Consider the following 1,025-nt stretch of genomic DNA (forward strand, 5'->3'; position numbering starts at 1 on the left):
TGGCGCTGCTCGGCGAACTGGCGCGCTCGGCCTCCGCCACGCGCATCTGGCTGCTGCCGCCCGCGCCCGGCGAAACCCTAGACAGCGCACGCCTGGCCGACTGGCACCAGGCGCTGGACAAATTGCAACTGGCGCACGGCGATACGGCGCCGTTGAACTGGCTGGAGAGCGGGCATGATTGAAGCCCGATATACCCGTAGGGTGGATGACGCTTCACCCATCCACCATTGGCGACGGTGGACGAAAAAAGCGTCATCCACCCTACGAAGTCCCACGACGCCGAGATCCGCACCATGAGCCAGCCACTACGACTCGCCCTGGTCGGCCACACCAACGTCGGCAAGACCTCGCTGCTGCGCACCCTGACCCGCGACGTGGAGTTCGGCGAGGTGTCGCCGCGCGCCAGCACTACCCGCCATGTCGAAGGCGCGCGCCTGTCGGTCGACGGCACCGCGCTGCTGGAGCTGTACGACACCCCCGGCCTGGAAGACGCCATCGCCCTGCTCGACCATCTGGAGCGCCTCGACCGCCCCGGCGAACGCCTGGACGGCCCGGCACGCCTGGCCCGCTTTCTCGAGGGCAGCGAGGCGCGCCAGCGCTACGAGCAGGAGGCCAAGGTGCTGCGCCAGCTGCTCGCTTCCGACGCTGGGCTGTACGTGATCGACGTGCGCGAACCGGTGCTGGCCAAGTACCGCGACGAGCTGGCAGTGCTGGCCATGTGCGGCCGGCCGCTGCTGCCGGTACTGAATTTCGTCGCCAGCGGCGATCACCGCACCGCCGACTGGCGCGAAGCCCTGGCGCGTCTCGGCCTGCACGCCCTGGTGGCCTTCGACAGCGTGGCCCCGCCCGAGGACGGCGAACGCCGCCTGTACGAGAGCCTGGCCCTGCTGCTGGAACGCTCGCGCCCACAATTGCAGCGCCTGATCGAGGATCACCAGGCGCAGCGCCGGGCGCGGCACCAGGCCGGCGCGCGACTGGTCGCCGAACTGCTGCTCGACTGCGCCGCCTGCCGCAGCAGCGTGGCC

2 protein-coding genes are annotated in these 1,025 nt (G+C 70.3%); both read left to right on the forward strand.

Annotation, left to right across the window (positions count from 1 at the left end):
• Window positions 1–182, forward strand: a 182-nt coding sequence (locus N878_RS22105) for a DUF2868 domain-containing protein (protein ID WP_031303739.1), incomplete at its 5' end; no start/stop codon positions are given.
• Between the two features lie 111 nt (window positions 183–293).
• A partial coding sequence (locus tag N878_RS22110; RefSeq protein WP_021445700.1) for a GTPase/DUF3482 domain-containing protein occupies window positions 294–1,025 on the forward strand: 732 nt, incomplete at its 3' end.

Origin of the sequence: Pseudomonas sp. EGD-AK9, assembly GCF_000465935.2 — a bacterium.
In the GTDB taxonomy this organism is placed as follows: Bacteria; Pseudomonadota; Gammaproteobacteria; order Pseudomonadales; family Pseudomonadaceae; genus Aquipseudomonas.